The 25916-nt window shown below is 67.6% G+C and carries 36 protein-coding genes; 2 read left to right on the forward strand and 34 right to left on the reverse strand.

Going from position 1 to position 25916, the window contains the following annotated elements; all coding sequences use genetic code 11:
* Window positions 1-11: 11 nt before the first annotated feature.
* Window positions 12-899 (reverse strand): methylisocitrate lyase, encoded by an 888-nt coding sequence (gene prpB / locus LY625_RS11720; protein ID WP_233740391.1) that lies wholly within the window; start codon window positions 897-899, stop codon window positions 12-14.
* Window positions 900-925: 26 nt separating this feature from the next.
* A complete protein-coding gene (locus LY625_RS11725) occupies window positions 926-3457 on the reverse strand; it encodes a prolyl oligopeptidase family serine peptidase (RefSeq protein WP_233740392.1) in 2532 nt (843 codons plus the stop codon).
* Window positions 3458-3608: 151 nt separating this feature from the next.
* Here LY625_RS11725 and LY625_RS11730 point away from each other — a divergent pair, with 151 nt between their 5' ends.
* Window positions 3609-4682, forward strand: coding sequence for an acyltransferase (locus LY625_RS11730; protein ID WP_233740393.1), 1074 nt, complete (start codon window positions 3609-3611; stop codon window positions 4680-4682).
* Window positions 4683-4747: 65 nt separating this feature from the next.
* On the opposite strand, the gene LY625_RS11735 is transcribed toward LY625_RS11730, so the two are convergent.
* The 3 genes from LY625_RS11735 to LY625_RS11745 all read right to left on the reverse strand — a co-directional run bounded on the left by LY625_RS11735 (window position 4748) and on the right by LY625_RS11745 (window position 7595).
* Window positions 4748-5731, reverse strand: a complete 984-nt coding sequence (locus tag LY625_RS11735) for a malate dehydrogenase (protein ID WP_233740394.1) — start codon at window positions 5729-5731, stop codon at window positions 4748-4750.
* Window positions 5732-5747: 16 nt separating this feature from the next.
* Entirely contained in the window at window positions 5748-6953 is a 1206-nt protein-coding gene (locus tag LY625_RS11740) for an aminotransferase class I/II-fold pyridoxal phosphate-dependent enzyme (protein ID WP_233740395.1), read from the reverse strand.
* 144 nt (window positions 6954-7097) lie between these two features.
* Complete coding sequence (locus LY625_RS11745) at window positions 7098-7595, reverse strand: peptidylprolyl isomerase (RefSeq protein WP_233740396.1); 498 nt, start codon at window positions 7593-7595, stop codon at window positions 7098-7100.
* A gap of 128 nt (window positions 7596-7723) precedes the next feature.
* Here LY625_RS11745 and typA point away from each other — a divergent pair, with 128 nt between their 5' ends.
* Window positions 7724-9583 (forward strand): translational GTPase TypA, encoded by a 1860-nt coding sequence (gene typA / locus LY625_RS11750; protein WP_233740397.1) that lies wholly within the window; start codon window positions 7724-7726, stop codon window positions 9581-9583.
* A 37-nt stretch (window positions 9584-9620) separates the two neighbouring features.
* Here the strand turns inward: typA and LY625_RS11755 are convergent, their stop codons facing one another.
* The 29 genes from LY625_RS11755 to rpsJ all read right to left on the reverse strand — a co-directional run bounded on the left by LY625_RS11755 (window position 9621) and on the right by rpsJ (window position 25548).
* On the reverse strand, window positions 9621-11009 hold the full coding sequence (locus tag LY625_RS11755; RefSeq protein WP_233740398.1) for a 3-deoxy-7-phosphoheptulonate synthase class II: 1389 nt from the start codon (window positions 11007-11009) through the stop codon (window positions 9621-9623).
* A gap of 81 nt (window positions 11010-11090) precedes the next feature.
* The gene (locus tag LY625_RS11760) at window positions 11091-11594 is read right to left on the reverse strand and encodes a disulfide bond formation protein B (protein ID WP_233740399.1); all 504 of its coding nucleotides are present in this window, start codon (window positions 11592-11594) and stop codon (window positions 11091-11093) included.
* Window positions 11595-11730: 136 nt separating this feature from the next.
* On the reverse strand, window positions 11731-12105 hold the full coding sequence (gene rplQ, locus LY625_RS11765) for a 50S ribosomal protein L17 (protein ID WP_233740400.1): 375 nt from the start codon (window positions 12103-12105) through the stop codon (window positions 11731-11733).
* Window positions 12106-12120: 15 nt separating this feature from the next.
* Complete coding sequence (gene rpoA, locus LY625_RS11770) at window positions 12121-13119, reverse strand: DNA-directed RNA polymerase subunit alpha (protein ID WP_233740401.1); 999 nt, start codon at window positions 13117-13119, stop codon at window positions 12121-12123.
* 58 nt (window positions 13120-13177) lie between these two features.
* Window positions 13178-13807, reverse strand: coding sequence for a 30S ribosomal protein S4 (gene rpsD, locus LY625_RS11775; RefSeq protein ID WP_233740402.1), 630 nt, complete (start codon window positions 13805-13807; stop codon window positions 13178-13180).
* A 14-nt stretch (window positions 13808-13821) separates the two neighbouring features.
* Entirely contained in the window at window positions 13822-14214 is a 393-nt protein-coding gene (gene rpsK, locus LY625_RS11780) for a 30S ribosomal protein S11 (protein ID WP_233740403.1), read from the reverse strand.
* Window positions 14215-14226: 12 nt separating this feature from the next.
* On the reverse strand, window positions 14227-14583 hold the full coding sequence (rpsM, locus tag LY625_RS11785; RefSeq protein WP_233740404.1) for a 30S ribosomal protein S13: 357 nt from the start codon (window positions 14581-14583) through the stop codon (window positions 14227-14229).
* Between the two features lie 335 nt (window positions 14584-14918).
* Entirely contained in the window at window positions 14919-16277 is a 1359-nt protein-coding gene (gene secY, locus LY625_RS11790) for a preprotein translocase subunit SecY (protein WP_233740405.1), read from the reverse strand.
* Between the two features lie 7 nt (window positions 16278-16284).
* A complete protein-coding gene (gene rplO / locus LY625_RS11795) occupies window positions 16285-16722 on the reverse strand; it encodes a 50S ribosomal protein L15 (RefSeq protein WP_233740406.1) in 438 nt (145 codons plus the stop codon).
* Window positions 16723-16727: 5 nt separating this feature from the next.
* Window positions 16728-16922 (reverse strand): 50S ribosomal protein L30, encoded by a 195-nt coding sequence (gene rpmD, locus LY625_RS11800; protein WP_233740407.1) that lies wholly within the window; start codon window positions 16920-16922, stop codon window positions 16728-16730.
* Window positions 16915-17445 carry a 30S ribosomal protein S5 gene (gene rpsE, locus LY625_RS11805; RefSeq protein WP_233740408.1) on the reverse strand — a complete coding sequence of 177 codons (531 nt, stop codon included), beginning with the start codon at window positions 17443-17445 and terminating at the stop codon, window positions 16915-16917. Before rpsE ends, rpmD begins: the two co-directional genes overlap by 8 nt.
* A gap of 71 nt (window positions 17446-17516) precedes the next feature.
* Window positions 17517-17870, reverse strand: a complete 354-nt coding sequence (gene rplR, locus LY625_RS11810; RefSeq protein ID WP_233740409.1) for a 50S ribosomal protein L18 — start codon at window positions 17868-17870, stop codon at window positions 17517-17519.
* 32 nt (window positions 17871-17902) lie between these two features.
* Window positions 17903-18430, reverse strand: coding sequence for a 50S ribosomal protein L6 (rplF, locus tag LY625_RS11815; RefSeq protein ID WP_233740410.1), 528 nt, complete (start codon window positions 18428-18430; stop codon window positions 17903-17905).
* 16 nt (window positions 18431-18446) lie between these two features.
* The gene (rpsH, locus tag LY625_RS11820; RefSeq protein WP_233740411.1) at window positions 18447-18845 is read right to left on the reverse strand and encodes a 30S ribosomal protein S8; all 399 of its coding nucleotides are present in this window, start codon (window positions 18843-18845) and stop codon (window positions 18447-18449) included.
* A 132-nt stretch (window positions 18846-18977) separates the two neighbouring features.
* Entirely contained in the window at window positions 18978-19283 is a 306-nt protein-coding gene (rpsN, locus tag LY625_RS11825; protein ID WP_233740412.1) for a 30S ribosomal protein S14, read from the reverse strand.
* Window positions 19284-19300: 17 nt separating this feature from the next.
* A complete protein-coding gene (rplE, locus tag LY625_RS11830) occupies window positions 19301-19843 on the reverse strand; it encodes a 50S ribosomal protein L5 (protein ID WP_233740413.1) in 543 nt (180 codons plus the stop codon).
* An 11-nt stretch (window positions 19844-19854) separates the two neighbouring features.
* On the reverse strand, window positions 19855-20169 hold the full coding sequence (gene rplX / locus LY625_RS11835) for a 50S ribosomal protein L24 (protein WP_233740414.1): 315 nt from the start codon (window positions 20167-20169) through the stop codon (window positions 19855-19857).
* A 17-nt stretch (window positions 20170-20186) separates the two neighbouring features.
* Window positions 20187-20555, reverse strand: coding sequence for a 50S ribosomal protein L14 (rplN, locus tag LY625_RS11840; RefSeq protein WP_027070130.1), 369 nt, complete (start codon window positions 20553-20555; stop codon window positions 20187-20189).
* Between the two features lie 14 nt (window positions 20556-20569).
* A complete protein-coding gene (gene rpsQ, locus LY625_RS11845) occupies window positions 20570-20839 on the reverse strand; it encodes a 30S ribosomal protein S17 (protein WP_233740415.1) in 270 nt (89 codons plus the stop codon).
* A gap of 10 nt (window positions 20840-20849) precedes the next feature.
* Window positions 20850-21035: a 50S ribosomal protein L29 gene (gene rpmC, locus LY625_RS11850; protein WP_233740416.1), complete on the reverse strand. Its 186-nt coding sequence runs from the start codon at window positions 21033-21035 to the stop codon at window positions 20850-20852.
* Entirely contained in the window at window positions 21035-21448 is a 414-nt protein-coding gene (gene rplP / locus LY625_RS11855) for a 50S ribosomal protein L16 (protein ID WP_233740417.1), read from the reverse strand. Before rplP ends, rpmC begins: the two co-directional genes overlap by 1 nt.
* Window positions 21449-21454: 6 nt before the next feature.
* Window positions 21455-22180: a 30S ribosomal protein S3 gene (gene rpsC / locus LY625_RS11860; RefSeq protein WP_233740418.1), complete on the reverse strand. Its 726-nt coding sequence runs from the start codon at window positions 22178-22180 to the stop codon at window positions 21455-21457.
* A gap of 15 nt (window positions 22181-22195) precedes the next feature.
* Window positions 22196-22543 carry a 50S ribosomal protein L22 gene (gene rplV, locus LY625_RS11865; RefSeq protein ID WP_233740419.1) on the reverse strand — a complete coding sequence of 116 codons (348 nt, stop codon included), beginning with the start codon at window positions 22541-22543 and terminating at the stop codon, window positions 22196-22198.
* 13 nt (window positions 22544-22556) lie between these two features.
* Window positions 22557-22823 carry a 30S ribosomal protein S19 gene (gene rpsS, locus LY625_RS11870; RefSeq protein WP_233740420.1) on the reverse strand — a complete coding sequence of 89 codons (267 nt, stop codon included), beginning with the start codon at window positions 22821-22823 and terminating at the stop codon, window positions 22557-22559.
* Window positions 22824-22829: 6 nt separating this feature from the next.
* Window positions 22830-23657 (reverse strand): 50S ribosomal protein L2, encoded by an 828-nt coding sequence (gene rplB / locus LY625_RS11875; protein WP_233740421.1) that lies wholly within the window; start codon window positions 23655-23657, stop codon window positions 22830-22832.
* Between the two features lie 10 nt (window positions 23658-23667).
* Window positions 23668-23964 (reverse strand): 50S ribosomal protein L23, encoded by a 297-nt coding sequence (rplW, locus tag LY625_RS11880; protein ID WP_233740422.1) that lies wholly within the window; start codon window positions 23962-23964, stop codon window positions 23668-23670.
* Entirely contained in the window at window positions 23961-24566 is a 606-nt protein-coding gene (gene rplD, locus LY625_RS11885; protein WP_233740428.1) for a 50S ribosomal protein L4, read from the reverse strand. Before rplD ends, rplW begins: the two co-directional genes overlap by 4 nt.
* Window positions 24567-24568: 2 nt before the next feature.
* The gene (gene rplC / locus LY625_RS11890) at window positions 24569-25225 is read right to left on the reverse strand and encodes a 50S ribosomal protein L3 (RefSeq protein ID WP_233740423.1); all 657 of its coding nucleotides are present in this window, start codon (window positions 25223-25225) and stop codon (window positions 24569-24571) included.
* 11 nt (window positions 25226-25236) lie between these two features.
* Window positions 25237-25548: a 30S ribosomal protein S10 gene (gene rpsJ, locus LY625_RS11895; protein WP_027070119.1), complete on the reverse strand. Its 312-nt coding sequence runs from the start codon at window positions 25546-25548 to the stop codon at window positions 25237-25239.
* Window positions 25549-25916 lie beyond the last annotated feature (368 nt).

Here is a 25916-nt window from a genome sequence, read left to right on the forward strand (position 1 = left end):
GAAAAGGGAGCTCAGTCCTTCGACGTGGCGAACAGCGCGTCGAGCTTGTCCTCGTACTCGTGGTAACCGAGGAAGTCGTAAAGCTCGGCGCGGGTCTGCAGCCGGTCGATGATGTTCTTCTGGGTACCTTCGCGGCGCACCGTCTCGTAGAAGCCCAGCGCCGCCTTGTTCATCGCCCGGTACGCGCCACAGCAGTACAGCGCGATGTCGACGCCGGCACCGCGCAACTCCCCGGTGGTGAAGAACGGGGTGGAGCCGAACTCGGTGAGGTTCGCCAGGATCGGCACCTTCACCGCGTCCTTGAACCTGCGGTAGTCCGCGAGCGTCTTCATCGCCTCGGGGAAGATCATGTCGGCGCCGGCCTCGACATAGGCCACCGCGCGCTCGATCGCCGAATCGATGCCCTCGGCCGCGGCGGCGTCGGTGCGGGCCATGATCACGAAGCCGCCGTCATGGCGGGCGTCGACCGCGGCCTTGACCCGGTCGACCATCTCGCCCTTCGACACCACTTCCTTGCCCGGACGGTGGCCGCAGCGCTTCTGGCCGACCTGGTCCTCCATGTGCACCGCGGCCACGCCCACGCGCTCGAAGCTGCGGACGGTGCGGGCGATGTTGAACGCTCCGCCCCAGCCGGTGTCGATGTCCACCAGCAGCGGCAGCCCGGTGGCATCCACGATCCGGCGCGCGTCGGTGAGCACGTCCTCCATCGTCGATATCCCCAGGTCCGGCATGCCCAGGGAATTGGCCGCGACCCCGCCGCCGGACAGGTACAGGGCCTTGTAGCCCACCCGCCTGGCCATCAGGCCGGCGTAGGCGGTGATGGCGCCCATCACCTGCAGCGGGGATTCTTCGGCGACGGCCGCGCGGAAGCGCGCGCCTGCGGAGCGGGTCTGGGACATGGCGGTCCTGGTGGGTGCGGGGCCGGTCATTCTACCTTCGCGGGCGCGGCCTCCCCTGCCCTGGGGCCGGCATCGCGCACGTAGCGGTCGAACCAGGCCAGCATCTCGGCCACGAAGTGCTCGTTCGACTCCCGCGCGGTGTACCAGTGCGGCTCGAAGGGCAGCATCACCAGGCGCGTGGTGCCGCCGGTGCCGCGGATGGCCTGGAACAGACGCGGCGATTGCAGGGCCTCGGTGCCGGGATTGGCATCGTCGGCGCCGTGGACGATCAGCAGCGGCTCGTCGACCTTGTCGGCGTGGAAGAAGGTCGAGGCCTGGTCGTAGACCCCGGGCGCATCCCAGAACGAGCGGCGCTCGTTCTGGAAGCCGAAGGGCGTCAGGGTCTTGTTGTAGCCGCCACTGGACGCCACGCCGGCCCGGAACAGGTCGGTGTGCGCCAGCAGGTTGGCCGCCATCAGCGCGCCGTGGCTGTGGCCGGTGACCCCGATGCGGTCGGGATCGACCACGCCCAGTTCCACCGCCTTTTCCACCGCCGCCCCGGCGTTCGCCACCAGCTGCTCGAGGTAGGTGTCGTAGGCATTGCGCGGGTCGCCGACGATCGGGAACGCCGCGTTGTCGATGATGGCGTACCCGGCCAGCAGCAGCAGGCGGTAACCGGCCAGCCGGGTGAAGGTCTGCTCCGAACCGCTGACCTGGCCGGCCGTGGACGGGTCGGCGTAGTCCATCGGATAGGCATAGAGGATCGCCGGGACCCGCTCGCCTTCCCGGTAGCCGGGCGGCGTGTACAGGGTGAACGAGAGTTCCACGCCGTCGTCGCGGGTGTAGCTCACCAGGCGCTTGCGGACCCCGCGCACCAGCGGCGTCGGGTCGGGGAAGGCGGTGAGCCGGCGCGCGCTGGAGGCGACCGCGGCCTCGCCTTCGGCCGCGTCCGCCAACACGTCGCCGTATTCGCGCAGATGCAGGTTGGGCGGATCGGCCGGCGACTGGTGCCAGGTCAGCAGCCGCGAGGTGTCGCCGGCGACGAAGCCGACGAAGCTCTCGTAGGCGTCCGGGGCGCTGCGGAACAGCCGGGTGGTGGTGCCGCTGGCCAGCTCGAAGCGGTCCAGGAACGGCCGGTCGCCCTGCGGCGTCGCCCCGGCGCCGGACAGGAACAGCGCGCCATCCTCCTCGTGCAGGACCGCGGCCCCATTGGCCAGGCGGCGGACCTCGGGGCTGCCCGGATCGGCGTAGCGTTCGTTGGCCGACAGGTCCCACAGTACGCGGTACGGCTGCGAGGGGTCATCGAGGTCCTGCAGGCGCGTGGTCACCCAGTTGCGGTTGGCATCGTATCCGTAGACCAGGGCGCGCCCGCCGTCGGCGAACCAAACGGTGCCGGCGTGGCGCTGCGGCAGGCGGGCAATCTCGCGCGGCGCCGCGGTGAACGGGGCCGCCAGGGTCAGCAGGCGGTCGCGCTCGGGCACGTCGTTCTTCCAGTCGCCGCCGTCCAGTGCTTCGGTCCAGACCAGGGTGGCCGGCTGGTTCGCGCGCCAGGCATGGCTGCGCGGACCGGTCGGCACGCCCCGCACCGGCACCCTGTCGGCCACCGGAAGTTCGGCCAGGACACGGGTGCGGCCGCTGTCGAGGTCCAGCACCACCACGTCGTGGGCGAAGCGGTTCCAGGCGGTGACATAGGAATACGGCCGCTTCAGCACGTGCATCAGCACGTGGCGTCCGTCCGGCGCGGCGCTGACCCGGCCGATGGCCGCGGACCCGCCGACCGGCACGACCTGGCCGCTGGCCACGTCCACCGTCGCCAGCCGCGCGGTGGCGTAATGCTCGAACAGGGCCTCGTCCGCGGGGCTGGACAGCGTGTCGCGCGCCTCGTAGGTGCTGCTTTCGCCGCCACTGCCGTCGGTGGCGTCGGTGATTTCGGGCCCGGACGGGACCTCCGCCTTCACCGGCGCCGGCCCCAGGTCCGCGGGCACCCGCTTCACCAGCAGGCGGTCGCTGCCGCCCAGCCACTGCAGCGCGTAGTCGAGGACCGGATTGAGCTGCACGTCCTCGATGCGTCGCGCCTCACCGGTGGCGGCATCGCCGACCCAGAGTTCGACGCCTTCGGCGGTGGTGTTGTCGAAGGCGAAGCGCCGCCCGTCCGGCGACCACGAGGCGAAGCCCGGACAGGCGCCCTCGGGCAGCGCCACGGCGGTCTCCTCGCCCGTGGCCAGTTCGAACAGGCTGAAGCCTTCCAGGCAGGTGCGGATGCCGTAGCCGCTGGAGCGGTCGTGGCGGCTGTGGTTTGCCGGCGTGATCCGCACCCCGGCCAGCCTCAGGTGCGGCTCGGCCACGCGCGCGATCGAGGGAAAGGGCGACTGCCGCACCAGCAGCGCGCGGCTGCCGGTGGGATCGATCGAGGGCGAGGGATTCAGCGGCGCGCGCATCACCCCGAGCAGGGGTTCGGGAGGCTGCAGGTAAGCACCCGGCGCAGGCGCTCCCGCGCCGTCGGCAGGTGCGGCAACGGCCGGAAGTGCCAACGCGCCCGCAAGCAGGCACGCACCCAGCGATCGAACGAGGCCTTCCATGCTTTCTCCAGGCATCCACCAGTCAGGGGCCCGGAACGTAGCACGGTGAAAACCGGCCGGGATGGCCCGAAAGCCACCCCGCCGGGCCGGCCCCGACCGCCGCCCAGGGCAGGTTGGCGGTTAGACTCGCCCGCACCGGGGAGGGATCCGAATGCCACAACGTCCGTCTTTCGCGTCCCTGCAGGCATTGCGCGCGATCGCGGCGCTGCTGGTGGTGCTGTTCCACCTGCGGATCGTCGAAGCCCGCTACGGCGACGGGGCGCCCCTCCTGCCCGGCGCGATGCGCTTCGCTGACGGGGGCGTGGACCTGTTCTTCGTCATATCCGGCTTCATCATGGCCACGATCACCGCGGGCGCGTTCCGGGGGCCGGCGGCCGCAGCGCGGTTCATGGGTCGCCGCGCGTGGCGGATCCTGCCGCCGTACTGGCTCTACACCACCCTGGTGGTGATCCTGCTGGCCGTGGCCCCCGGCATCGCCAACAGTTCCTACCAGGACCAGGGCACCCTCGCCTCCTACCTGCTTTGGCCGCAGGAGCAGCTTCCGCTGCTGACCGTGGGCTGGACCCTGATCCACGAGATGTACTTCTACCTGGTCATCGCCGCGTTGATCGCATCCGGCTGGCGGCGGCTCACCCCTGCCTTGCTCGCCTGGGCGGCGCTGGTCGTGCTTGCCAACATGAGCACCGTTGCCGGGGCGCCCTGGTACGCCCTGGTCACCAACGTGATGACGCTGGAGTTCATTGCCGGCGCATTGCTGGGCCTGTACTGGCGGCGGATTCCCGCGGCATTGGGCACGTCGCTGCTGGCCTGCGGAGCGCTGGGCTTCCTCGTGGCGCTTCCGCTGCTTGAGCTGCTGGGCGCCGAACAGGGGCCCGTGCTGCGTACGGCGGTGTTCGGCACGGCATCCACGCTTCTGGTGGCGGGCGCGGTGATGCTGGAAAGCCGCGGCGGGTTCAGGGTGCCCGCCCGGCTCCGGGCGGTGGGCGACAGTTCCTATTCGCTTTACCTGTCGCACGTGTTCGTGCTTTCCGCCACCGGACGGCTGTGGCACATGAGCGGACTGACCGGAACCTGGTGGCAGCACGCGGGTTTTATCGCCTGCGCACTGGCGCTGTCGGTACTGGCCGGCCTTGCTTCGTATCGCTGGCTGGAGCGCCCCCTGCATCGCGCCGGCAGCGACCTGCTCCGTCCACCGGTGCGCACGGCGGCGACGCAATCCGCCTGACCGGGGCCTGCAACGCAAGAGGGCGCACCGCAGTGCGCCCTCTTGCAGCAGCCGTCCCGCCGCGCTCAGAGCAGGTGGGCCACGCCCTCGCGCTCTTCCTCCAGCTCGGCCAAGGTCTTGTCCATGGCCGCACGGCTGAAGTCATCGATCTCCAGGCCTTCCACGCGGGTGTACTCGCCGTTTTCGGTGGTCACCGGCACGCCGTAGATGATCCCCTCGGGGATCCCATAGCTGCCGTCCGACGGCACGCCCATGGTCACCCACTCGCCGTCGCTGCCCAGCACCCAGTCACGGATGTGGTCGATCGCGGCGTTGGCCGCCGAGGCCGCCGAGGACAGGCCGCGGGCCTCGATGATGGCGGCACCGCGCTTTCCGACCTTCGGGATGAACTCGCTGGCATTCCAGTCGGCGTCGTTGACCTTGTCCTTCAGCGACTCGCCGTTGGCGGTCGCGAAGCGGTAGTCCGGGTACATGGTCGGGCTGTGGTTGCCCCACACCACCAGCTTGCGGATGTCGCCGACCGGCACGCCGGCCTTGCCCGCCAGCTGGCTCAGCGCGCGGTTGTGGTCCAGGCGCAGCATCGCGGTGAAGTTCTTCGCCGGCAGGTCCGGCGCCGACTTCATCGCGATGTACGCGTTGGTGTTGGCCGGGTTGCCGACCACCAGCACCTTGACGTCGCGGCTGGCCACCTTGTTCAGCGCCGCGCCCTGCGCGGTGAAGATCTTGGCGTTCTCCAGCAGCAGGTCCTTGCGCTCCATGCCCGGTCCGCGCGGACGGGCACCGACCAGCATGGCGATGTCGGCGTCCTTGAACGCGACCTCGGCATCGTCGGTACCGACCATCCCGGCCAGCAGCGGGAAGGCGCAGTCCTCCAGCTCCATCATCACGCCCCTGAGGGCGGCCTGGGCCTTCTCCATGGGCAGCTCGAGCATCTGCAGGATCACCGGCTGGTCCTTGCCGAGCATCTCGCCGGAAGCGATGCGGAACAGCAGGGAATAACCGATCTGGCCGGCGGCGCCGGTCACCGCTACGCGGACGGGGGATTTCATGTGGGGGATGCTCCTGTCAGCTCAGTTCGTTGAAGAATTCGCGGATGCGCTCCATGCCCGGCATCAGCTGCGGCGTCGGGCAGGTGTAGCTGATGCGCATGGAACGCGGCTCGCCGAAGGCCGAGCCGGGCACGCAGGCCACCGCCTTGGCCTCCAGCAGCACGCTGCAGAACTCCACGTCGTTGCCGATCGTCTTGCCGCTCGGCCCGTGGGTCCTGCCAAACGCGCAGCTGATGTCCGGGAACACGTAGAACGCGCCCTGCGGCCGCGGGCAGACCACGCCGTCGATGCCGGCCAGCACGTCCATGACCTGGTCACGCTTGGCCTGGAACTCGGCGCACTTCTCGCGCGGGACGTCCTGCGGGCCGGCCAGCGCCGCGGCGGCGGCCGCGGTGGTGATCTCCGGCAGGCTGGTGATGTGGTTGGAGTTGAGGGTGACGATCGCCTTGGCGACCTCCTCCGGACCGGCCATGAAGCCGACCCGCCACCCCGGCATGCCATAGGTCTTGGACAGCGAGTCCACGAAGATCACCCGGTCGCGCAGCTCCGGGCGGACGTGGACGAAGTTGTGGTAACCCACGCCGTCGAAGACCATCTTGTTGTAGATGTCGTCGGTGATCACCCAGGTGTCCGGGTACTTCGCGATCACGTCGGCCAGGGCGCTGATCTCGTCCTTCGTGTAGACCATGCCGGTCGGGTTGGACGGGTTGTTGAACAGCAGCACCCGCGGCTTTTTCGCCAGCGCCTCGTCCAGCTGCGCGGGCGTCAGCTTGTAGTCCTGCTCCGGCGGGCACGGCAGCAGCATCACCTTGGCATCGACGATCTCGGCGATGTCCAGGTAGCTGGTCCAGTACGGGGTCGGGAAGGCGATGGTGTCGCCGTCGTCCAGCAGGGCCTCGGCCAGGTTGAACAGCACCTGCTTGGCGCCGATGCCGGTGGCCAGGTTGGCCTTGGTGTAGCCGGTCAGGCCCAGCCCGTCCAGGTGCCCGAGGAACGCCTCGAGCATCGCGTCGCCGCCGCGGTTGCTGCCGTACTGGCCGCTGTCGTTGTCCAGCGCCTCGCGCGCGGCCTGGTAGACGTGCTCGCCGGGCAGGAAGTTCGGGACGCCGATCGAGAAGCTGATGACATCGCGGCCTTCGGCCTTCAGGCGCTTGGCCTTCTCGGCAATCTGCATGATTGCGCTGGGCTTGGCGCGGCCGATCCGGCGGGAAAGCTGGGGCATCTTGGACCTCGTGACGGGGGCAGGCGGACAGCCGGAACTCCGGCCGGAAAGACCGCAAATATTAACACGTCGCCCCTTCCCCCCATCCCGGCGGCGCAGGGCGCGACAGCCGCAAAGCGGCCCATGGCGCCCTGCGCGTACAGGTCAGGCGGCGTCGAGGGTCCTGTTCCACTCGGCGACCCGGTCGGCCTTTGCCGCCAGGGCGGCATCGACGTCGCCCTCCAGCTTGACCGACTTGATGGTGTCGCCCTGCTTGATGGCGTCGACCACCTCCATGCCCTCCAGCACCTTGCCGAAGACGGTGTGCTTGCCGTCCAGCCACGGGCACGGCACGTGGGTGATGAAGAACTGGCTGCCGTTGGTGCCGGGACCGGCGTTGGCCATCGACAGCACGCCGCGCTCGTGGGTCAGGCCGTTGCCGGTCTCGTCCTCGAAGCGGTAGCCCGGGCCACCGGTGCCGGTCCCCTGCGGGCAGCCACCCTGGACCATGAAGTCGTTGATGACCCGGTGGAACTTCAGCCCGTCGTAGAAGCCGCGCCGCGCCAGGTTGGCGAAGTTGGCGACGGTCAGCGGCGCCTTCTCCGGCTCCAGCTGGACGCGGATCGGGCCGCGGTCGGTGTCGAAGGTTGCAGTCAGGCTCATCGGGAGGCTCCGGTGGGGAATGTGACCGCGAAGCATAACGCAGCGCCACCGCTGTACCGGATGCAGGGGCCCGCCGGATATACTGGCTGACTTTCCTCAGAAAAGTGGCCCTGCGGCCACCCCTCCCCATGTCCGCCGACCCGTCAGTCCAGCGCCTGCGCAACATCGCCATCGTCGCCCACGTCGACCATGGCAAGACCACCCTCGTCGACCAGTTGCTCAAGTCTTCGGGCACCCTCAGCGAACGTGCGGCGGTCCCCGACCGGGTGATGGACAGCGGTGACATCGAGAAGGAACGCGGGATCACCATCCTGTCCAAGAACACCGCGATCCGCTGGACCGATCCCCAGGGCGAGCAGTGGCACATCAACATCGTCGACACCCCGGGCCACGCCGACTTCGGCGGCGAGGTCGAGCGCGTGCTGTCGATGGTCGACTCGGTGCTGGTGCTGGTCGATGCGATGGACGGGCCGATGCCGCAGACCCGCTTCGTCACCCAGAAGGCCTTCGCGATGGGCTTCAAGCCGATCGTGGTGATCAACAAGGTCGACCGTCCCGGCGCACGCCCGGCTTGGGTGCTGGACCAGACCTTCGACCTGTTCGACCGGCTCGGGGCCAACGAGGAGCAGCTCGACTTCCCGGTGGTCTACGCCTCGGGGCTGCAGGGCTTCGCCAGCCTCGACGAGAGCGTGCGCGAGGGCGACATGACCCCGCTGTTCGAGGCGATCTGCCGGCACGTGCCCGCGCCCGACGTGGACCCCGAGGGTCCGTTCCAGATGCGCGTGTCCAGCCTGGACCACAACAGCTACGTCGGCATGATCGGCGTGGGCCGGATCCAGCGCGGCAAGGTCCGCACCAACCAGGTGGTCACCGTCGTCGACCGCGAGGGCAAGACCCGCAGCGGCAAGGTGCTGCAGGTGCTGGGCTTCATGGGCCTGGAGCGGGTGGAAGTCGAGCAGGCCAGCGCCGGCGCGATCATCGCCTTCTCCGGCATCGACCCGCTGGGCATCTCCGACACCCTGTGCGATCCCGCCGCGGTCGAGCAGCTGCCGGTGCTGACGGTCGACGAGCCGACCATCTCGATGACCTTCCAGGTCAACGACTCGCCCTTCGCCGGGACCAAGGAGCACAGTGGCGGCAAGTTCCTGACCAGCCGCCAGTTGCGCGACCGGCTGGTGCGCGAGACCGCCCACAACGTGGCGCTGCGCGTGGAGGACACCGCCGACGCCGACAAGTTCAAGGTCTCCGGACGCGGCGAGCTGCACCTGTCGATCCTGATCGAGAACATGCGCCGCGAGGGCTACGAGCTTGCGGTCTCGCGCCCGGAGGTGATCATGCGCGAGATCGACGGGGTCATGCAGGAGCCCTACGAGAGCCTGGTGGTGGACCTGGACGAGCAGTACCAGGGCAACGTCATGGGCCGGCTGGGCGAGCGCAAGGCGATCCTCCAGAACATGGAGGCCGACGGAAAGGGCCGGGTGCGCCTGGAGTTCATCATTCCCGCGCGCGGGCTGATCGGCTTCCAGACCGAGTTCAAGACCCTCACCGCCGGTACCGGCATGATGTTCCACGTGTTCGACCACCACGGCCCGCGCAGCAGCGGCGAGGTGGGCCAGCGGCAGAACGGCGTGCTGATCTCCAACGCCACCGGCCCCTCACCCGCCTACGCGCAGATCGCGATGCAGGAGCGCGGCCGGCTGATGATCGATCCGGGCCAGGAGATCTACGAGGGCCAGATCGTCGGGATCCACGCCAAGGACAACGACCTGACGGTCAACGCCCTGCGCGGCAAGCAGCTGACCAACTTCCGCGCCTCCGGCAAGGACGACGACGAAGGCCTGGTGCCGCCGGTCAGGTTCTCGCTGGAGCAGGCGCTGGAGTTCATCGACGACGACGAGCTGGTGGAGATCACCCCCAAGGCGATCCGCCTGCGCAAGAAGCACCGCACCGAGGTCGACCGCAAGCGCGCCTCGCGCAGCGCGGGGTAATCCCGCCTGCAGGGCGCATCAGGACCTGGTGCGCCCTCTACGCGTTCGTGGTGCCGGCGCCGTGCTTGCGCACCACCAGCATCGCCAGTTCCAGTGCCTGCTCGTAGTTGAGCCGCGGATCGACGCTGGAGCGGTAGGCACGCTCCAGGTCGCGTTCGGTCAGCTCCCGGGCGCCGCCCAGGCACTCGGTCACGTCTTCGCCGGTCAACTCCAGGTGCACGCCGCCCAGCCGGGTGCCGGCCGCGGCATGCAGGTCGGCGGCCTGCTCCAGCTCGGAGGCGATGTTGGCGAAGCGGCGGGTCTTGTAGCCGTTGGAGGTGCTCTCGGTATTGCCGTGCATCGGGTCGCAGACCCACAGCACGCGGCTGCCCTCGCGCCGCACCGCGTCCAGCAGCGGCGGCAGGCCCCCGGCGATCGCCCCGGCCCCCATCCGGTGTATGAGCGTCAGCCGGCCGGGCTCGTTGCCCGGGTTCAGTGCCTCCACCAGCCGCAGCAGCGCATCGGCCTTCATCGCCGGGCCGACCTTGACCGCGACCGGATTGCGGATGCCGCGGAAATACTCGACGTGCGCGCCGTCCAGCGCCGCGGTGCGCATCCCGATCCAGGGGAAGTGCGTGCTCAGGTTGAACCAGCCCCAGTGCCGCGGCACCTGCCGGGTCAGCGGTTCCTCGTAGGGCAGCAGCAGGGCTTCATGCGAGGTGTAGAAGTCCACCCGCCGCAGGTTGTGGACCGCCTGGCCCGAGAGGGTCTCCATGAAGCGGACCGAATCCGCCACCGAATCGACCATCCGCCGGTACTCCCCGGCCAACGGCGAGTGGCCGACCCAGGCCAGGTTCCAGTACTCGGGGTGGTGCAGGTCGGCGAAACCGCCGTCGATCAGCGCCCGGACGAAGTTCATGGTCAGCGCCGAACGCGCATGCGCCTTCACCATGCGGCGCGGGTCCGGGGTGCGCGCGGCGGCGGTGAACTCCGGCGCGTTCACCATGTCGCCGCGGTAGCTGGGCAACGTCACCCCGTCGATGGTTTCGGTGTCGGCCGAGCGCGGCTTGGCGTATTGCCCGGCGAAGCGCCCGACCCGGACCACCGGCTTGCGCAGGCCGTGCACCAGCACCAGGCTCATCTGCAGCAGCACCTTGAGCCGGTTGGAGATCACCTCCGAGGTGCAGCCATCGAAGGCCTCGGCGCAGTCGCCGCCCTGCAGCAGGAAGCAACGCCCTTCCTGCGCGTCGGCGATGCGCTGGCGCAGCGCGAGGATCTCCCAGGAGGTCACCAGCGGCGGCAGCGTACGCAGCTCGGCTTCGGCGCGCGCCAGCTCCCCCGGGTCCGGGTAGCGTGGCATCTGCAACGCCGTGCGCGTCCGCCACGAGCCCGGTGCCCAGCCATCGGCGAGGTTCACGGGCTGCAGGTCGGGATCAGGGCTGGGCATCGGGCATGCTTCGGGACGCGGAAAGGAACCGACCATCATCCGCGTGTGGGCCGGGCGGCGCAATCACCCACGCGCGCGCGATCAGCGGCGGCGGAACGCCGACCAGGCGGCCCAGCCGGCCAGCAGCAGGAACCACGCCAGGCTCCAGGCCGGCATCGAGAGGCCCAGGAACGACCAGTCCACGTCCGCGCACTCGCCCGAACCGGTCATCACCTTCTCGATGACCCCGGTGACCGGCAGCATCTCCATCATGTAGTCCAGCCCCGGGCCACAGGCGGGCACCTGGTCGGCGGGCAGCATCTGCAGCCGCACATGGTTGCCGGCCACCAGCACCCCGGCCAGGGCGGCAAGCAGCGCCAGCATGCCCCACACCGCCCGCCCGGGGGCGCCGCGCGGGCCGTGCAACCCGCCTGCCAGGAAGACCACGCCCAGCACCGCGAAGGCCACCCGCTGGAAGATGCACAACGGGCAGGGCTCCAGCCCCCACTGGAACTGGCTGAACACCGCGAAGCCGATCAGGCCGGCACAGGCGAGGAAACCCAGCAGGAAGCTGGCGCGGAAGGACGGTCGGCGGCTGGCATTCATGGGACGCAACATTAAGCGCTGGCGGCCCGCGTGCCTAGCACCGCCCCTGGCGGAAAACGACAGGCGCGACAAAGAAAAACCCCGGCCTGGGCCGGGGTCCTTCTTCAATCGCGATGGCGATCACCGGGCCGCGGATTCACTCCGTGGCGGCATCCGGACGATCGACCAGCTCGACGTAGGCCATCGGCGCATTGTCCCCGGCGCGGAAACCGCACTTGAGGATGCGCAGGTAGCCGCCCGGACGCTGGGCGTAACGCGGGCCGAGTTCGACGAACAGCGTGCCGACGGCTTCCTTGTCGCGCAGGCGCGAGAAGGCGAGCCGGCGGTTGGCGACGCCGTCGGCCTTGGCCATGGTGATCAGGGGCTCGGCAACGCGCCGGAGCTCCTTGGCCTTGGGCAGGGTGGTACGGATTGCTCCGTGCTTGATGAGGGACGCAGCCATGTTGCTGAACATCGCATCGCGATGGGCGCTGGTGCGGCTGAACTTCCGTCCGGCTTTCTGGTGGCGCATGGTCGTGTTTCCTGGTTAGCCCATCATGCCGTGCGTGGCAATACCGGCGGGCGGCCAATTCTCGAGCTTCATACCGAGGGACAGGCCGCGCTGGGCGAGCACTTCCTTGATCTCGGTGAGCGACTTCTTGCCGAGGTTCGGGGTCTTGAGCAGCTCGACCTCGGTCTTCTGGATCAGATCGCCGACGTAGTAGATGCTCTCGGCCTTGAGGCAGTTGGCCGAGCGCACCGTCAGTTCGAGGTCGTCGATCGGACGCAGCAGGATCGGGTCGATGCCCGCACTGGCCTGCTTGGCCGGACCGCGCTCGCGCTGGGTGAAGTCACCGAACACCGAAAGCTGGTCGGTGAGGATGTCGGCCGCGGTGCGCACGGCCTCTTCGACGTCGATCGTACCGTTGGTCTCGATGTCGAGGATCAGCTTGTCCAGGTCGGTGCGCTGCTCGACACGGGCGGCCTCGACCGAGTAGGCGACGCGGCGGATCGGGCTGAAGCTGGCATCCAGCATCAGCCGGCCGATCGCACGGGTCTCCTCGTCGGGACGGATGCGCGCGGCGGCAGGCTGGTAGCCGAAGCCCTGCTCCACCTTCATCCGCATCTCGAGCGAGGTGTCCTTGGTCAGGTGCGCGATCACGTGGTCGGGGTTCAGCACCTCGACGTTGTGGTCGGTCTTGATGTCACCGGCGGTGACCGTGCCCGGACCCTGCTTGTTGAGGCTCACGGTCGCGGATTCGCCGGTGTGCAGGCGAACGGCCACGTCCTTGAGGTTGAGCAGGACTTCCAGCACGTCCTCCTGCAGGCCTTCGACCGTGGTGTACTCGTGCAGCACGCCGTCGATCTCGACCTCGGTGATGGCGAAGCCCGGGATCGAGGACAGCAGCACCCGGCGCAGCGCGTTGCCGAGGGTGTGGCCATAACCGCGCTCCAGCGGCTCGATCACGACCTTGCCGCGGTTGCCGGTGAGGCGTTCGATCTGGGGACCGCGGGGACGCAGTACCTGGTTGGCGGTAACCGTCATGTTGGGGGGTCTCCTGTGGGACCGCGGCATGGGGACCGCGGACCCGCGAACGGGTGGATTACTTCGAGTACAGCTCGATGATCAACGCTTCGTTGATATCGGCCGGCAGGTCGGTCCGGTCGGGGACCGCCTTGAACACGCCGGCGAACTTCTTCGAGTCAACCTCAACCCAGGACGGCGACAGGTCCATCTGCTGCGCGACAGTGAGCGATTCCTGCACTCGCAGCTGCTTCTGGGCCTTCTCCGACAGCGCGATCGCATCGCCCGCCTTGACCTGGTAGGACGGCAGGTTGACCGGCTGGCCGTTGACGGTGACGCCACGGTGGCTGACCAGCTGCCGGGCAGCCGGACGGGTCAGCGCGAAGCCCATGCGGTAGATGACGTTGTCCAGGCGGGTCTCCAGCAGCTGCAGGAGGATCTCGCCGGTGTTGCCGCGCTTGGCGGCCGCCTTCTTGTAGTAGTTGCGGAACTGGCGCTCCAGCAGGCCGTAGATGCGCTTGACCTTCTGCTTTTCACGCAGCTGGTTGGCGTAGTCGGACAGCTTGCCGCGACGCGCGGTGGGACCGTGCTGGCCGGGCTTCTGCTCCAGCTTGCACTTCGAGTCGAGCGCGCGCGCCGGCGACTTCAGGCCGAGGTCGGCACCTTCGCGGCGCGAGAGCTTGCACTTGGGACCAATGTAACGAGCCATGGTTGTTCAGCTCCTCAGACGCGACGCTTTTTCGGCGGACGGCACCCGTTGTGCGGGATGGGCGTCACGTCGATGATGTTGGTGATCTTGTAGCCGACGTTGTTCAACGAACGCACGGCAGACTCACGACCCGGACCGGGACCCTTGATGCGCACCTCCAGCGCCTTCACGCCGTAGTCGAGCGCGGCACGGCCGGCCTTCTCGGCGGCGACCTGGGCGGCGAACGGGGTCGACTTGCGCGAACCGCGGAAGCCCGCGCCACCGGAGGTGGCCCAGCTCAGGGCGTTGCCCTGGCGGTCGGTGATCGTGATGATGGTGTTGTTGAACGAAGCGTGGACGTGGGCGATCCCGTCGGTGACGACGCGCTTGATCTTCTTCTTCGTCTTGGTGGCGGTTGGCTTGGCCATTGATCTGCCCCCTTACTTTCTGATCGGCTTGCGCGGGCCCTTGCGGGTACGCGCGTTGGTCTTGGTCCGCTGGCCACGCAGCGGCAGGCCGCGACGGTGACGCAGACCCCGGTAGCAACCCAGGTCCATCAGGCGCTTGATCGACATGCCGATCTCGCGACGCAGGTCGCCCTCGACCACGTACTTGCCGATCTCGGCACGCAGGGCCTCGACTTCCGGCTCGGACAGGTCGCGGATCTTGGTCTCCGAACCCACACCGGCGGCTTCGCAGATCTTCCTGGAACGGGTACGGCCAATGCCGTAAATGCTTTGCAGCCCAACCCAGACGTGCTTCTGGGCAGGCAGGTTGACGCCCGCAATACGCGCCATAACGCGATCTCCAACTGGTTTGGCGTGCCGGGGCCTGACAACCCGGCGCAGATGACCACTCGAAAGAGTGAATCGACAATTGTAGCAAGGTCCCGGATTACATAGGAAGTCCAACCACTTACGCTGGCTGAACCCCGGCATGGGGAGTGTGCCCATGCTCCGGCGACGGATTCCCGGCTGCCTGGGGCCGGAGTGGTGTCAGCCACTCCGGCTCCGGCGCCACGCGCTACTCTGACGCGCGGACCGGCCGTGGATCCACCCGCACGCGGAACGTCGTGCGGGTCGCCCCTTGTGGACCGCCGGCGCTGAGGGCCCGCGGTCCGGAAGACTGGTTGTCAGCGGCGGCCGGAGCCACCCCGCGAACCCTTCAGGTTCGACTTCTTCAGCAGGCTTTCGTACTGGTGCGACATCAGGTGGGCCTGGATCTGGGCGATGAAGTCCATCACCACGACCACCGCGATGAGCAGCGAGGTGCCGCCGAAGTAGAACGAGGTGCCCATCTGGGCGCGCATGAACTCCGGCAACAGGCAGACCAGCACCAGGTAGGCCGCGCCCGCGGCGGTCAAGCGGGTCAGGACCCCGTCGATGTACTCGCCGGTCGCCTTGCCCGGACGGATCCCGGGGATCAGCGCGCCCGACTTCTTCAGGTTGTCGGCGGTTTCCTGCGAGTTGAACACCAGCGCGGTGTAGAAGAACGCGAAGCCCGCGATCATTCCGCCGTACAGCAGCATGTGCAGGGGCTCGCCGGGGTTCAGCCACTGGCTCAGCTGCAGCATGAAGCCCGAGGAACTGCCCTGGCCGAACCAGGCAGCCGCGGTCGCCGGGAACATGACGATCGAGGAGGCGAAGATCGGCGGGATCACGCCTGCCATGTTGAGCTTGAGCGGCAGGAACGAGGACTGGTTCATGTACGCGTTGCGGCCACCCTGGCGGCGCGCGTAGTTGACCGTGATCCGGCGCTGCCCGCGCTCGACGAACACCACGAAGTAGGTCACCGCGGCCACGATCACCACGATGCCGATGGCCATCAGGGTGCTCATCTCGCCGTTGCGGACCTGCTCGAACATGCCCACGACCGCGGACGGCAGGCCAGCGACGATGCCGGCGAAGATGATCAGCGACACGCCGTTGCCGATGCCGCGCTCGGTGACCTGCTCGCCGAGCCACATCAGGAACATGGTGCCGGCCGTCAGCGCGATCACGGCGGTCATCACGAACCCAGGACCCGGGTTGTAGACCACCGACAGCCCCTGGCTGGCGCCACCGGCCTGCAGCGCGGTGGCGATGCCCCAAGCCTGGAACACCGCCAGCGGGATCGCGCCCAGGCGCGACCACTGGTTGATCTTGCGCCGGCCGGACTCGCCCTCCTTCTGGATCGCCTTCAGGCTGGGCACGATCTGCACCAGCAGCTGCATGATGATCGACGCGGAGATGTACGGCATGACGTTCAGCGCGAACAGGCTGAAGCGCTGCAGCGCACCACCGGAGAACATGTTGAACATGTCCACGATGGTGCCCTGCTGGCTTTCCATCAGCCGCAGCATCGCATCCGGGTTCACCCCGGGAACCGGGATGTAGCAACCGATCCGGTACACCAGGAGTGCACCGACCACGAACAGCAGGCGCTGGCGGAGCTCGGTGAATTTCCCGAGTCCGCCCGCCATGCCGGCCATCGCGTTGCCGCTTCGCGCCATGCGTCTTTTACTCCGAGACCTTGCCGCCGGCCTTTTCGATGGCCGCCTTGGCGCCGGCCGTGGCCAGCAGACCCTTCAGGGTGAAGGCCTTGGTCAGCTCGCCGGTGGCGACGATCTTGGCCCGCTTGGCGCCCGACGGCACCAGCCGCGCCGCGCGCAGGGCGGCGAAGTCGAGCTCGCCGGCCTCCAGGCGCTCGAGCTGGTACAGCATCACCTCGGCGGTGTCGCCGGCGGTGCGGCTGCGGAAGCCGACCTTAGGCAGGCGCATGTGCATGGGCATCTGGCCGCCTTCGAAGCCGGCCTTGATCTTGCCCTTGCCCGAGCGGGCGAAGGAGCCCTTGTGGCCGCGGCCCGCGGTCTTGCCCAGGCCGGAACCGATGCCACGGCCGACGCGCTTGCGCTCGGTGCGGGCGCCGTCGGCGGGCTGCAGGGTATTCAGGCGCATGATCTTTACTCCTCGACCCGGACCAGGTAGCCGACCTTGTTGATGAGGCCGCGGACCTGGGGGCTGTCCTTCAGTTCACGCGTGTCGTTGAGCCGGTTCAGGCCCAACGCACGCACCGAGAGCCGGTGCCTGGCCTGGCTGCCCGCCAGGCCCTTGACCAGCCGCACCTTCACGGTGCCGTTGTTTTCGGTCTTAGCCATGGATCAGTTCCTCGACCTTCTTGCCGCGCTTGGCCGCGATGCGGGCAGGCGAATGCATTTCCGTCAGGCCGCGCAGGGTGGCGCGCACCAGGTTGATCGGGTTGCGCGAGCCGACCGCCTTGGCCAGCACGTCGCGCACGCCGACCGCCTCGAGCACGGCGCGCATCGCGCCGCCGGCGATCACGCCGGTACCTTCGGACGCCGGCTGCATGTAGACGCGGGCCGCGCCATGGCCGGACTTCACCGAATGCCAGAGGGTGCCGCCGTTGAGCTCGACATTGCTCATGTTGCGGCGCGCCTGCTCCATCGACTTCTGGATCGCGACCGGCACTTCGCGTGCCTTGCCGTAACCGAAGCCGACCTTGCCGTTGCCGTCGCCAACCACGGTCAGCGCGGTGAAGGTGAACTGGCGACCGCCCTTGACGGTCTTGCTGACGCGGTTGACCGAGATCAGCTTCTCGATCATCCCGTCGTCGATTTCATCGCGGTTGCCGCGGCCCCGCGAATCGCGTTCGTTAGCCATAGGACTCTACCTTTACGGTTTCTTACGGCACTGGGCCGCTTATCGTTGTGTATTGGATCGGGACTGCTGGATCAGAACTGCAGGCCACCCTCGCGGGCGGCATCGGCGAGCGCCTTGACGCGGCCGTGGTAACGGTAGCCGGAGCGGTCGAAAGCAACGCGCTCGACGCCGGCGGCCCTGGCCTTCTCGGCGATCGCCTTGCCCACGCGGACAGCGGCCTCGACGTTGTTGCGGTTCTTCAGGCCTTCGGCCACCTCGCCCTGGGTGGTCGAGGCGGCGGCGAGGACCTTCGAGCCGTCGGCGGTGAAAACCTGGGCATACAGGTGCTGGCCGGTGCGCAGGACCGAAAGGCGCGGCACACCGAGCTCGCGGATGCGGGCACGGGTGGCCTTGGCGCGGCGCAGACGGGCGATGTTCTTGTTCATGGTCTTGTCGTCTCCAGAAGCCGAAGGCGCGGTTACGCCTTCTTTGCTTCCTTGCGGATGATGGTCTCGTCGGAATACTTCACGCCCTTGCCCTTGTAGGGCTCCGGCGGACGGAAACCACGGATCTTGGCCGCGACCTCGCCGACCACCTGCTTGTCGGCGCCCTGCACCACGATCTCGGTCTGGCTCGGGGTGGCGACGGTGATGCCCTCGGGCACCTGGAACAGGATCGGGTGGGAGTAGCCCAGCTGCAGGTTCAGGTCACGGCCCTGCATGGAGGCGCGATAGCCGACGCCGACCAGCTCGAGCTTGCGCTCGAACCCGGAGGACACGCCATGCACCATGTTGGCGATGATGGAACGCAGGGTGCCGGTCAGTGCGACGCGCTCGGCGGCGTCCGTTGACAGCAGCGCGTGCCCGTCTTCGATGGTGACCTTGATGTCGTCCGGGATCGCGTTCGTCAGGGTACCCTTGGGGCCCTTGACGCTCACGGAACCGGGCTGGATGTTCAGCTCCACGCCCTTCGGCAGGGCGATGGGCTTCTTGGCAACTCGGGACATTCGGGGAGCTCCTCGATCAGGCCACGAAGCACAGGACCTCGCCGCCGACGCCCTGCTCACGCGCCTGCGCATCGGTCATGATGCCCTTGGAAGTGGAGATGATGGCGATGCCCAGCCCGCCCATGACTTTGGGGAGGTCGTGCTTGCCGCGGTACTGGCGCAGGCTGGACTTCGAGTAGCGGTGCAGCTGCTCGATGACCGGCTTGCCTTCGTAGTACTTGAGCTCGACCTCGAGCTCCTTCTTGCCCGGACCGGTATCGGTCACGCGGGAACCGCGGATGTAACCCTCGTCTTCCAGGACCTTGGCAATCGAAACCTTGATCTTGGACGACGGCATCTTCACCGTCGGCTTGCCGACCGCGGCCGCATTACGGATGCGGACGAACATGTCGGCAATGGGATCAGTCATGCTCATGTGTGTCTACCTATGAGTGCACCGATATCCGCTGCTGCGAATTCAGTTGTGGCGCCGGGGGCGAATGCCCCGGGCGAGGCGAGCCGGCAAGTCTAGCAGACTGCCGGCCCGTGGTGCCAGTTCGTGCAGGTGTTACCAGCTGGCCTTGCGCAGGCCCGGGACGTCGCCGTTCATCGTCGCCTTGCGCAGCATGTTGCGGCCCAGGTTGAACTTCTGGTAGACGCCGCGCGGCCGCCCGGTCAGGGCGCAGCGGGTGGTCTGGCGCGAGGGCGAGGAGTCACGCGGCAGCTTCTGCAGCCGGATCATCGCCTCTTCCCTCTCCTCGTACGAGGAGGACGGGCTGGAGATGATCTTCTTCAGCTCCGTGCGACGCTCGGCGTACCGGGCAGCCAGCTTGGCCCGCTTCAGCTCGCGGTTGACCATGGAGGTCTTGGCCATCTGTATATCCTCTGGAATCAGTTGCGGAACGGGAAGCGGAAGGCTTCCAGCAGGGCGCGCGCCTCGGCATCGTTCTTCGCCGTGGTGGTGATCGCGATGTCCATGCCGCGGACCGCGTCGACCTGGTCGAAGTCGATCTCCGGGAAGATGATCTGCTCCTTCACGCCCATGTTGTAGTTGCCGCGGCCGTCGAACGACTTGGCGGACACGCCGCGGAAGTCGCGCACGCGCGGCAGGGCGACGTTGACCAGGCGATCCAGGAACTCGAACATCTGCCGGCGACGCAGGGTCACCTTGCAGCCGATCGGCCAGCCGTCGCGGATCTTGAACGACGCGACGGAGACGCGGCTCTTGGTCACCACCGGCTGCTGGCCGGTGATCTTGGCCATGTCGGCGACGGCGTTCTCGAGCACCTTCTTGTTGGTGGCGGCCTCACCCACACCCATGTTCAGGGTGATCTTGGTGATGCGCGGCACCTCCATCGGGTTCTTGTAGCCGAACTTCGCGGTCAGCGCGGGAACGACTTCTTCCTTGTAGAATTTTTCAAGCCGGGTGGTCATCTGTGCATTCCTCAGGCGTCGACCGCCTCACCGCTGGAGCGGAACACACGCAGTTTGCGTCCATCCTCCAGCACCTTGAATCCAATGCGCTCGCCCTTGCCACTGGCCGGGTTGAACAGCATCACGTTGGAAATATGGATCGGCGCTTCGCGCTCGATCACGCCACCGGCCTGGCCTGCCTGCGGGTTCGGCTTGGTGTGGCGCTTGACGATGTTGACGTTCGAGACGACAACCTTGTCGCCCAGGACGCGGACCACGTCGCCCTTCTTGCCCTTGTCCTTGCCGGCGGTGACGACCACCTGGTCGCCCTTCTTGATACGGTTCATGTCGTTTCCTCCGCCGCTCAGAGCACTTCGGGTGCGAGCGAGACGATCTTCATGAACTTCTCGGAACGCAGCTCGCGGGTCACCGGCCCGAAGATGCGGGTGCCGATCGGCTCATGCTTGTTGTTGAGCAACACCGCGGCGTTGCCGTCGAAGCGGATCAGCGAGCCGTCCGGACGGCGCACACCCTTGCGGGTACGCACGACCACGGCGTCGTAGACGTCGCCCTTCTTGACCTTGCCGCGCGGGATCGCGTCCTTGACCGTGACCTTGATGATGTCGCCGATCGCGGCGTAGCGGCGCTTGGAGCCGCCTAGCACCTTGATGCACATCACTTCCTTGGCACCGGAGTTGTCGGCCACGTCGAGGTAGCTTTGCATCTGGATCATGGTTCAGCCTCCTCTTATTCGGCCGCGCGGCTGACGATCTCAACCACGCTCCAGTTCTTGGTCTTGGACATCGGGGCGACTTCCTTCACGCGGACGACGTCGCCCTCGTTGCAGGTGTTGTCGGCATCGTGCGCGTGGAGCTTGGTCGAGCGGCGGATGTACTTGCCGTACAGCGCGTGCTTGACCTGGCGTTCCACCAGGACGGTCACGGTCTTGTCCATCTTGTTGCTGACCACGCGTCCTTCGACCGTGCGCAGCGCCTTCTCTGTATTGTTGTCGGTCATGGCGTGATCCTTACTTCTTCGCGCCAAGGAGCGTGTTCGCCCTGGCGATCTCGCGGCGCACGCGGCGCGCCTCGTGGGTCTTGGCCAGCTGGCCGGTGGCCTGCTGCATGCGCAGGGCGAACTGCTCCTTGTGCAGCTCGACCAGGTGGGCCTGCAGCTCTTCGGCCGACTTTTCACGCATCTGCTTGAGGTCCATCAGCGCACCGTCCGGGTCACGAATTGGGTGGTGACCGAGAGCTTGGCGGCGGCCAGGCGGAAGGCCTCGCGGGCCATCTCCTCGCTGACACCCTCGATCTCGTAGATCACGCGGCCGGGCTGGATCTGGGCGACCCAGAACTCCACGTTGCCCTTGCCCGAGCCCATGCGGACCTCGATGGGCTTCTTGGTGATCGGCTTGTCGGGGAACACGCGGATCCACATCTTGCCGCCACGCTTGACGTAGCGGCTGATGGAACGGCGACCGGCCTCGATCTGGCGGGCGGTGATCTGCCCGTGCGCGTTGGACTTCAGTCCGAACTCGCCGAAGCTGACGGCGTTGCCGCTCCAGGCCAGGCCGTCGTTACGGCCCTTGTGCATCTTGCGATACTTGGTTCGCTTTGGTTGCAACATGGTCGGTTACCTCGAATCGCGCGGCTGGCGTGGACCACGCTCACGGCGGTCGCCACGATCGCCACGCGGGCTGTCGTCTTGCTTTTCCTGGCCGACCTGGGCGAAGTCGAAGATCTCGCCCTTGTACACCCAGGCCTTGATGCCGATGATCCCGTACGTGGTACGCGCCTCGGCGAAGCCGTAGTCGATGTCGGCGCGCAGGGTATGCAGCGGCACGCGGCCTTCGCGATACCACTCCGAGCGCGCGATCTCGGCGCCGTTGAGGCGGCCGGACACGTGGACCTTGATGCCCAGCGCGCCCAGGCGCATCGCGTTGCCGACCGCGCGCTTCATCGCGCGGCGGAACATGATCCGGCGCTCGAGCTGCTGCGCGATCGACTCGGCGACCAGCTGCGCGTCGAGCTCGGGCTTGCGCACCTCGGTCACGTTGATGTGCGCCGGGACGCCCATCATCTGGCTGACCTGCTGGCGCAGCTTCTCGATGTCCTCGCCGCGCTTGCCGATCACCACGCCCGGGCGGGCGGTGTGGATGGTCACGCGGGCGTTGTTGGCAGGACGCTCGATGAAGATCTTCGACACCCCGGCCTGCGCCAGCTTCTTGCGAAGCATGTCGCGGACCTTGAGGTCGGCGACCAGGTACTCGCCGTACTGCTTCTTGCCGGCGTACCACTTGGCGTTCCAGTCCTTGGAAATCCCCAGGCGGATGCCGGTCGGATGAACTTTATGACCCATAGTCTGACTCCGCCTTTACTTGCCCGCGCCCACGACCACGGTGATGTGGCTGGTGCGCTTGAGGATGCGGGTGCCGCGGCCCTTGGCGCGCGCCATGAAACGCTTCAGCGTCGGGCCCTCGTCCACCATGATCGTGGTGACCTTGAGCTCGTCGATGTCGGCGCCCTGGTTGTTCTCCGCATTGGCGATGGCGGACTCGACGACCTTGCGGATCATCGCGGCTGCCTTCTTGTCGGAGAACCTGAGCAGGTTGACGGCACGCTCGGCGGTCAGGCCGCGCACCTGGTCGGCGACCAGGCGGGCCTTCTGCGGCGAGATGCGCGCGCTGCGCAGGATGGCTTTCGCCTCGTTGGTATTGGACATGGTCGCCATCTCCTTAACGGCTCTTCCGGTCCGCCACGTGACCCTTGAAGGTACGGGTCAGGGCGAACTCGCCGAGCTTGTGGCCGACCATGTTCTCGTTGACCAGAACCGGGATGTGGTTGCGGCCGTTGTGCACGGCGATGGTGTAGCCGACCATTTCCGGCAGCACCATCGAGCGACGCGACCAGGTCTTGATCGGCTTCTTGTTGTTGGCCGCCGCCTCCACCTTCTTGATGAGATGGTGGTCGACGAACGGGCCCTTCTTGAGTGAACGTGCCATGGCCGTTTAGCTCCTGCGATCGCGCACGATGAAGTGCTGGGTGCGCTTGTTGTGACGCGTCTTGTAACCCTTGGTCGGCACGCCCCACGGGGTGACCGGATGCGGGTTGCCCTGCCCGGCCTTGGCCTCGCCACCGCCGTGCGGGTGGTCGACCGGGTTCATGGCCGCGCCGCGGACGGTCGGCTTGATGCCGCGCCAGCGGTTGGCACCGGCCTTGCCCAGCTTCTGCAGGTTGTGCTCGACGTTGCCCACCTCGCCGATGGTCGCGCGGCACTCGGCCGGGACGCGACGCATCTCGCCCGAACGCAGGCGCAGCGTGGCGTAGCCCTGGTCGCGGGCGACCAGCTGGACGCCGGCGCCGGCGGCGCGGGCGATCTGCGCGCCCTTGCCCGGCTTCATCTCGATGCAATGCACGGTGGAGCCGACCGGGATGTTGGTCAGCGGCAGGGTGTTGCCGGTCCGGATGGGGGCATCGCGGCCGGAAATCACCTGGTCACCGGTCTTCAGCCCCTTGGGGGCGATGATGTAGCGACGCTCGCCGTCGACGTACACCAGCAGCGCGATGTGGGCGGTGCGGTTCGGGTCGTACTCGACCCGCTCCACGCGGGCAGGAATGCCCTCCTTGTTGCGCTTGAAGTCGATGATGCGGTAGTGCTGCTTGTGGCCGCCACCGATGTGCCGGGTGGTGATCCGGCCATGGTGGTTGCGGCCACCGGTCTTGCTCTTCTTCTCCACCAGCGCGGCGTGCGGCGCACCCTTGTGCAGCTCGGGGGCGACCACCCGCACCGCGTTGCGGCGGCCGGGGGAAGTGGGCTTGAAAGTCATCAAAGGCATGGATCGATCCTCAGGCCGTGGCCATCACGTCGATCGACTGGCCCTCGGCCAGCGTCACGTACGCCTTGCGCCAGTCGGGACGGCGGCCCATGCGGAACTTGAAGGCCTTGGACTTGCCCTTCACGTTCATCACGTTGACCGCCTCGACCTTGACGTCGAACAGCTTTTCCACGGCGACCTTGATGTCGGCCTTGGTCGCGGTCGTCGCCACTTCGAAGACGTATTGGTTGGAGACTTCCTGCAGGCGCGCGGTCTTCTCGGACACACGCGGCGCACGGATCACGTTGTAGAGCTTGGCGTCGTTCATGCCAGCCACTCCTCGATCTTCTTGACCGCATCGGCGGTGATCACCACCGAATCGGCTCCGACCAGCGACACCGGATCCAGGCCCTGGACGTCACGGACCTCGACGTAGGGCAGGTTGCGGGCCGACAGGTACAGGTTCTCGGATGCGTCCTCGGTCACCAGCAGCGGACGGCGCCCGCAGCCGAGATCCTTCAGGCGCTGCACCATCGCGGAGGTCTTCGGCGCGTCGGCGTCGAGGGTCTCCACCACAGTCAGGCGGCCCTGGCGGTTGAGCTCGGACAGGATCGCCGAGACCGCGGCGCGGTACATCTTGCGGTTGACCTTCTGCTCGAAGCTGCGGGGCTTGGCGGCGAAGGTCACGCCACCGCCGGTGAAGATCGGGGCCGTCAGCGCGCCATGACGCGCGCCGCCGCCCTTCTGCTTCTTCGACTTCTTGGTGGTACCGGAAACTTCCGAGCGGGTCTTCTGGGCCTTGGTGCCGGCGCGGCCGGCGTTGCGGTAGGCGACCACGACCTGGTGGACCAGGTCCCGGTTGAACTCGCGCCCGAAGATCTCATCGGAGACCGACACGGTGTTGCTGCTGTTGTTGATGGCCAGTTCCATCGTCATGCTCCCTTGCTCGTCGGGCGGACGATCACGTCGCCACCCGGCGCACCCGGCACCGCGCCACGGATCGCGATCAGGCCGCGCTCGGCGTCCACCTTCACGATCTCCAGGCCCTGGGTGCTCTGGCGGACGGCACCCATGTGACCGGCCATCTTCTTGCCCGGAAACACGCGGCCCGGCGTCTGGCGCTGCCCGAGCGAACCCGGGGAACGGTGCGACAGCGAGTTGCCGTGGGTGGCATCGCCCATGGTGAAGTTCCAGCGCTTGATCGTGCCCTGGAAGCCCTTGCCCTTGGTCACGCCCTGGACGTCGACCATCTGGCCGACCTCGAAGATGTCGGCGCGGATCTCGCCGCCGAGCTCGAAGTCGCCCAGCTTGCCGTCCTCGACCCGGAACTCCCACAGGCCGCGGCCGGCTTCGACCTTGGCCTTGGCCAAGTGTCCGGACTGCGGCTTGTTGAGCAGCGAGGCGCGGCGCACGCCGGCGGTCACCTGGACCGCGGAGTAGCCGTCGGTCTCGACGGTCTTGATCTGGGTGATGCGGTTGGGGGTCGCCTCGATCAGCGTCACCGGGATGGAGTTGCCGTCCTCGGTGAAGTACCGGCTCATGCCAGCCTTGCGGCCGACGATGCCCAACGAGTGCTTCTTCGTCGTCATGGCCCGGGCCCTCAGGTCAGCTTGATCTGGACGTCGACGCCAGCCGCGAGCTCGAGCTTCATCAGCGCGTCCACGGTCTTGTCGTTGGGGTCGACGATGTCGAGCACGCGCTTGTGCGTGCGGGTCTCGTACTGGTCACGCGCGTCCTTGTCGACGTGCGGGGAAACGAGGATGGTGTAGCGCTCGATCTTGGTCGGCAGCGGGATCGGGCCGCGCACCTGCGCGCCGGTCCTCTTCGCCGTCTCGACGATCTCGCTGGCCGAGCGATCGATCAGCCGGTGATCGTACGCCTTGAGCCGAATCCGGATCTTCTGGTCCGCCATGACGGTATTCCCTGGTTAAAGAGCGACGGGCGCGGCGGCGTCATGCGCCGGGCCCCGGTGGTCTGCAGCCGGTCTGGACTGCGGTGTACTGCAAAAACTAAGGCAGGCCGGTTACCCGGCCCGCCCAGACGGAAACTCGAAACGCATGCGGCGACCGTGGCCGGAAGCCGGCCAGGCAGTACCCCATGCGACATGTCCCTGTCTGGCGAATACGAGGCGCGTCCTGCCCCTCATTTCGCTGGTGACGGCAAACGGGTACCGCTTGCCGTGGTAGCCGCGCATTCTAGCGGGTATCCGCTGGAATGCGCAAGTGTTTCTGGATCCCCGCCTTCGCGGGGATGACGCGCCGGCACAGGCGGCTGCGCTTA

The organism is Lysobacter sp. GX 14042, from assembly GCF_021390425.1.
In the GTDB taxonomy this organism is placed as follows: domain Bacteria; phylum Pseudomonadota; class Gammaproteobacteria; order Xanthomonadales; family Xanthomonadaceae; genus Novilysobacter.

Coding starts and splice junctions, on each gene's coding strand:
- rpsJ (WP_027070119.1), bottom strand. CDS start 25,548: ATGGCGGACCAGAAGATCCGGATTCGGCTCAAGGCGTACGATCACCGG.
- LY625_RS11760 (WP_233740399.1), bottom strand. CDS start 11,594: ATGAATGCCAGCCGCCGACCGTCCTTCCGCGCCAGCTTCCTGCTGGGT.
- rpmC (WP_233740416.1), bottom strand. CDS start 21,035: ATGGACCTCAAGCAGATGCGTGAAAAGTCGGCCGAAGAGCTGCAGGCC.
- LY625_RS11740 (WP_233740395.1), bottom strand. CDS start 6,953: ATGCCCCAGCTTTCCCGCCGGATCGGCCGCGCCAAGCCCAGCGCAATC.
- rplD (WP_233740428.1), bottom strand. CDS start 24,566: ATGGAACTGGCCATCAACAACAGCAGCAACACCGTGTCGGTCTCCGAT.
- rplN (WP_027070130.1), bottom strand. CDS start 20,555: ATGATCCAGATGCAAAGCTACCTCGACGTGGCCGACAACTCCGGTGCC.
- rpmD (WP_233740407.1), bottom strand. CDS start 16,922: ATGGCTAAGACCGAAAACAACGGCACCGTGAAGGTGCGGCTGGTCAAG.
- rpsM (WP_233740404.1), bottom strand. CDS start 14,583: ATGGCGCGTATTGCGGGCGTCAACCTGCCTGCCCAGAAGCACGTCTGG.
- rplC (WP_233740423.1), bottom strand. CDS start 25,225: ATGACGACGAAGAAGCACTCGTTGGGCATCGTCGGCCGCAAGGCTGGC.
- rplB (WP_233740421.1), bottom strand. CDS start 23,657: ATGCCTTTGATGACTTTCAAGCCCACTTCCCCCGGCCGCCGCAACGCG.
- rplE (WP_233740413.1), bottom strand. CDS start 19,843: ATGACCACCCGGCTTGAAAAATTCTACAAGGAAGAAGTCGTTCCCGCG.
- rpsC (WP_233740418.1), bottom strand. CDS start 22,180: ATGGGTCATAAAGTTCATCCGACCGGCATCCGCCTGGGGATTTCCAAG.
- rpsN (WP_233740412.1), bottom strand. CDS start 19,283: ATGGCCAAGACCTCCATGGTCAACCGCGAGCTGAAGCGGGCCAAGCTG.
- rpsK (WP_233740403.1), bottom strand. CDS start 14,214: ATGGCCAAGCCAACCGCCACCAAGACGAAGAAGAAGATCAAGCGCGTC.
- rplV (WP_233740419.1), bottom strand. CDS start 22,543: ATGTCCAATACCAACGAGGCGAAAGCCATCCTGCGCAGCGCGCGCATC.
- rpoA (WP_233740401.1), bottom strand. CDS start 13,119: ATGACGGTTACCGCCAACCAGGTACTGCGTCCCCGCGGTCCCCAGATC.
- rplR (WP_233740409.1), bottom strand. CDS start 17,870: ATGAACAAGAACATCGCCCGTCTGCGCCGCGCCAAGGCCACCCGTGCC.
- LY625_RS11755 (WP_233740398.1), bottom strand. CDS start 11,009: ATGCCCAGCCCTGATCCCGACCTGCAGCCCGTGAACCTCGCCGATGGC.
- rplO (WP_233740406.1), bottom strand. CDS start 16,722: ATGCGCCTGAATACCCTGCAGCCCGCCGACGGCGCCCGCACCGAGCGC.
- rpsE (WP_233740408.1), bottom strand. CDS start 17,445: ATGGCTAACGAACGCGATTCGCGGGGCCGCGGCAACCGCGATGAAATC.
- secY (WP_233740405.1), bottom strand. CDS start 16,277: ATGGCGCGAAGCGGCAACGCGATGGCCGGCATGGCGGGCGGACTCGGG.
- rpsH (WP_233740411.1), bottom strand. CDS start 18,845: ATGAGCATGACTGATCCCATTGCCGACATGTTCGTCCGCATCCGTAAT.
- typA (WP_233740397.1), top strand. CDS start 7,724: ATGTCCGCCGACCCGTCAGTCCAGCGCCTGCGCAACATCGCCATCGTC.
- rpsD (WP_233740402.1), bottom strand. CDS start 13,807: ATGGCTCGTTACATTGGTCCCAAGTGCAAGCTCTCGCGCCGCGAAGGT.
- rplW (WP_233740422.1), bottom strand. CDS start 23,964: ATGAACGACGCCAAGCTCTACAACGTGATCCGTGCGCCGCGTGTGTCC.
- LY625_RS11725 (WP_233740392.1), bottom strand. CDS start 3,457: ATGGAAGGCCTCGTTCGATCGCTGGGTGCGTGCCTGCTTGCGGGCGCG.
- LY625_RS11730 (WP_233740393.1), top strand. CDS start 3,609: ATGCCACAACGTCCGTCTTTCGCGTCCCTGCAGGCATTGCGCGCGATC.
- LY625_RS11745 (WP_233740396.1), bottom strand. CDS start 7,595: ATGAGCCTGACTGCAACCTTCGACACCGACCGCGGCCCGATCCGCGTC.
- rpsS (WP_233740420.1), bottom strand. CDS start 22,823: ATGGCACGTTCACTCAAGAAGGGCCCGTTCGTCGACCACCATCTCATC.
- rplP (WP_233740417.1), bottom strand. CDS start 21,448: ATGTTGCAACCAAAGCGAACCAAGTATCGCAAGATGCACAAGGGCCGT.
- rpsQ (WP_233740415.1), bottom strand. CDS start 20,839: ATGACCGACAACAATACAGAGAAGGCGCTGCGCACGGTCGAAGGACGC.
- rplX (WP_233740414.1), bottom strand. CDS start 20,169: ATGAACCGTATCAAGAAGGGCGACCAGGTGGTCGTCACCGCCGGCAAG.
- LY625_RS11735 (WP_233740394.1), bottom strand. CDS start 5,731: ATGAAATCCCCCGTCCGCGTAGCGGTGACCGGCGCCGCCGGCCAGATC.
- rplF (WP_233740410.1), bottom strand. CDS start 18,430: ATGTCCCGAGTTGCCAAGAAGCCCATCGCCCTGCCGAAGGGCGTGGAG.
- rplQ (WP_233740400.1), bottom strand. CDS start 12,105: ATGCGCCACCAGAAAGCCGGACGGAAGTTCAGCCGCACCAGCGCCCAT.
- prpB (WP_233740391.1), bottom strand. CDS start 899: ATGTCCCAGACCCGCTCCGCAGGCGCGCGCTTCCGCGCGGCCGTCGCC.